This is a genomic window from Micromonospora sp. LOL_015 (genome assembly GCF_048060275.1).
Taxonomy (GTDB): domain Bacteria; phylum Actinomycetota; class Actinomycetes; order Mycobacteriales; family Micromonosporaceae; genus Micromonospora_E.
Genome location: NZ_JBHMIO010000187.1, coordinates 1 through 491 on the forward strand (window position 1 = coordinate 1; position 491 = coordinate 491).

General features: G+C 70.9%; 1 protein-coding gene. It reads right to left on the reverse strand.

The window, feature by feature from the left end; translation table 11 throughout:
• On the reverse strand, positions 1-470 hold a 470-nt coding region (locus ACFHWU_RS29405), incomplete at its 3' end, for a transposase (protein WP_416592341.1).
• Positions 471-491: the final 21 nt, after the last annotated feature.

The window sequence follows — 491 nt, forward strand, 5'->3', positions numbered from 1 at the left end:
CGGCGGGCGTTCTTCGGCACCAGCATCGGGGTGAACGTGCCCGCCCGGTCGCGGGGCACCTTCACATCGACCGGACCGATCTCGGTCTGCACCGTCTTCGCGGTCGACCCGTTACGCGAGTTACCCGAGCCGTTACCCGCCGCGTCACGACGGGCGTAGCCCAGATGCTCGGTCAACTCGGCCTGCAGCCCCCGTTCCAGAACGGCACGTACCAGCTCGGACAGGAACCCGCCCGGCCCGGTCAGCCGCAGCCCGTCACCCTTGACCTGGGCCAGCAACGCGTCCAGGGCCTGCTTGTCGATCAGATCCGCCACCGCCCGGCGGGCCGCCTCACGCGCCGCCGCCTCGTCCGGCACCGCCGCCGCCAGAGGCAGCCGGGGACCGTCAGCGGCGATCCGCCGCGTCAACGCCGCGACCTCCGCGTCGACATCGACGCCGGGGTCGTACTGCTCCACCGTTGAGAGTGTCATCGAAACTGGTCCTCACTGTGT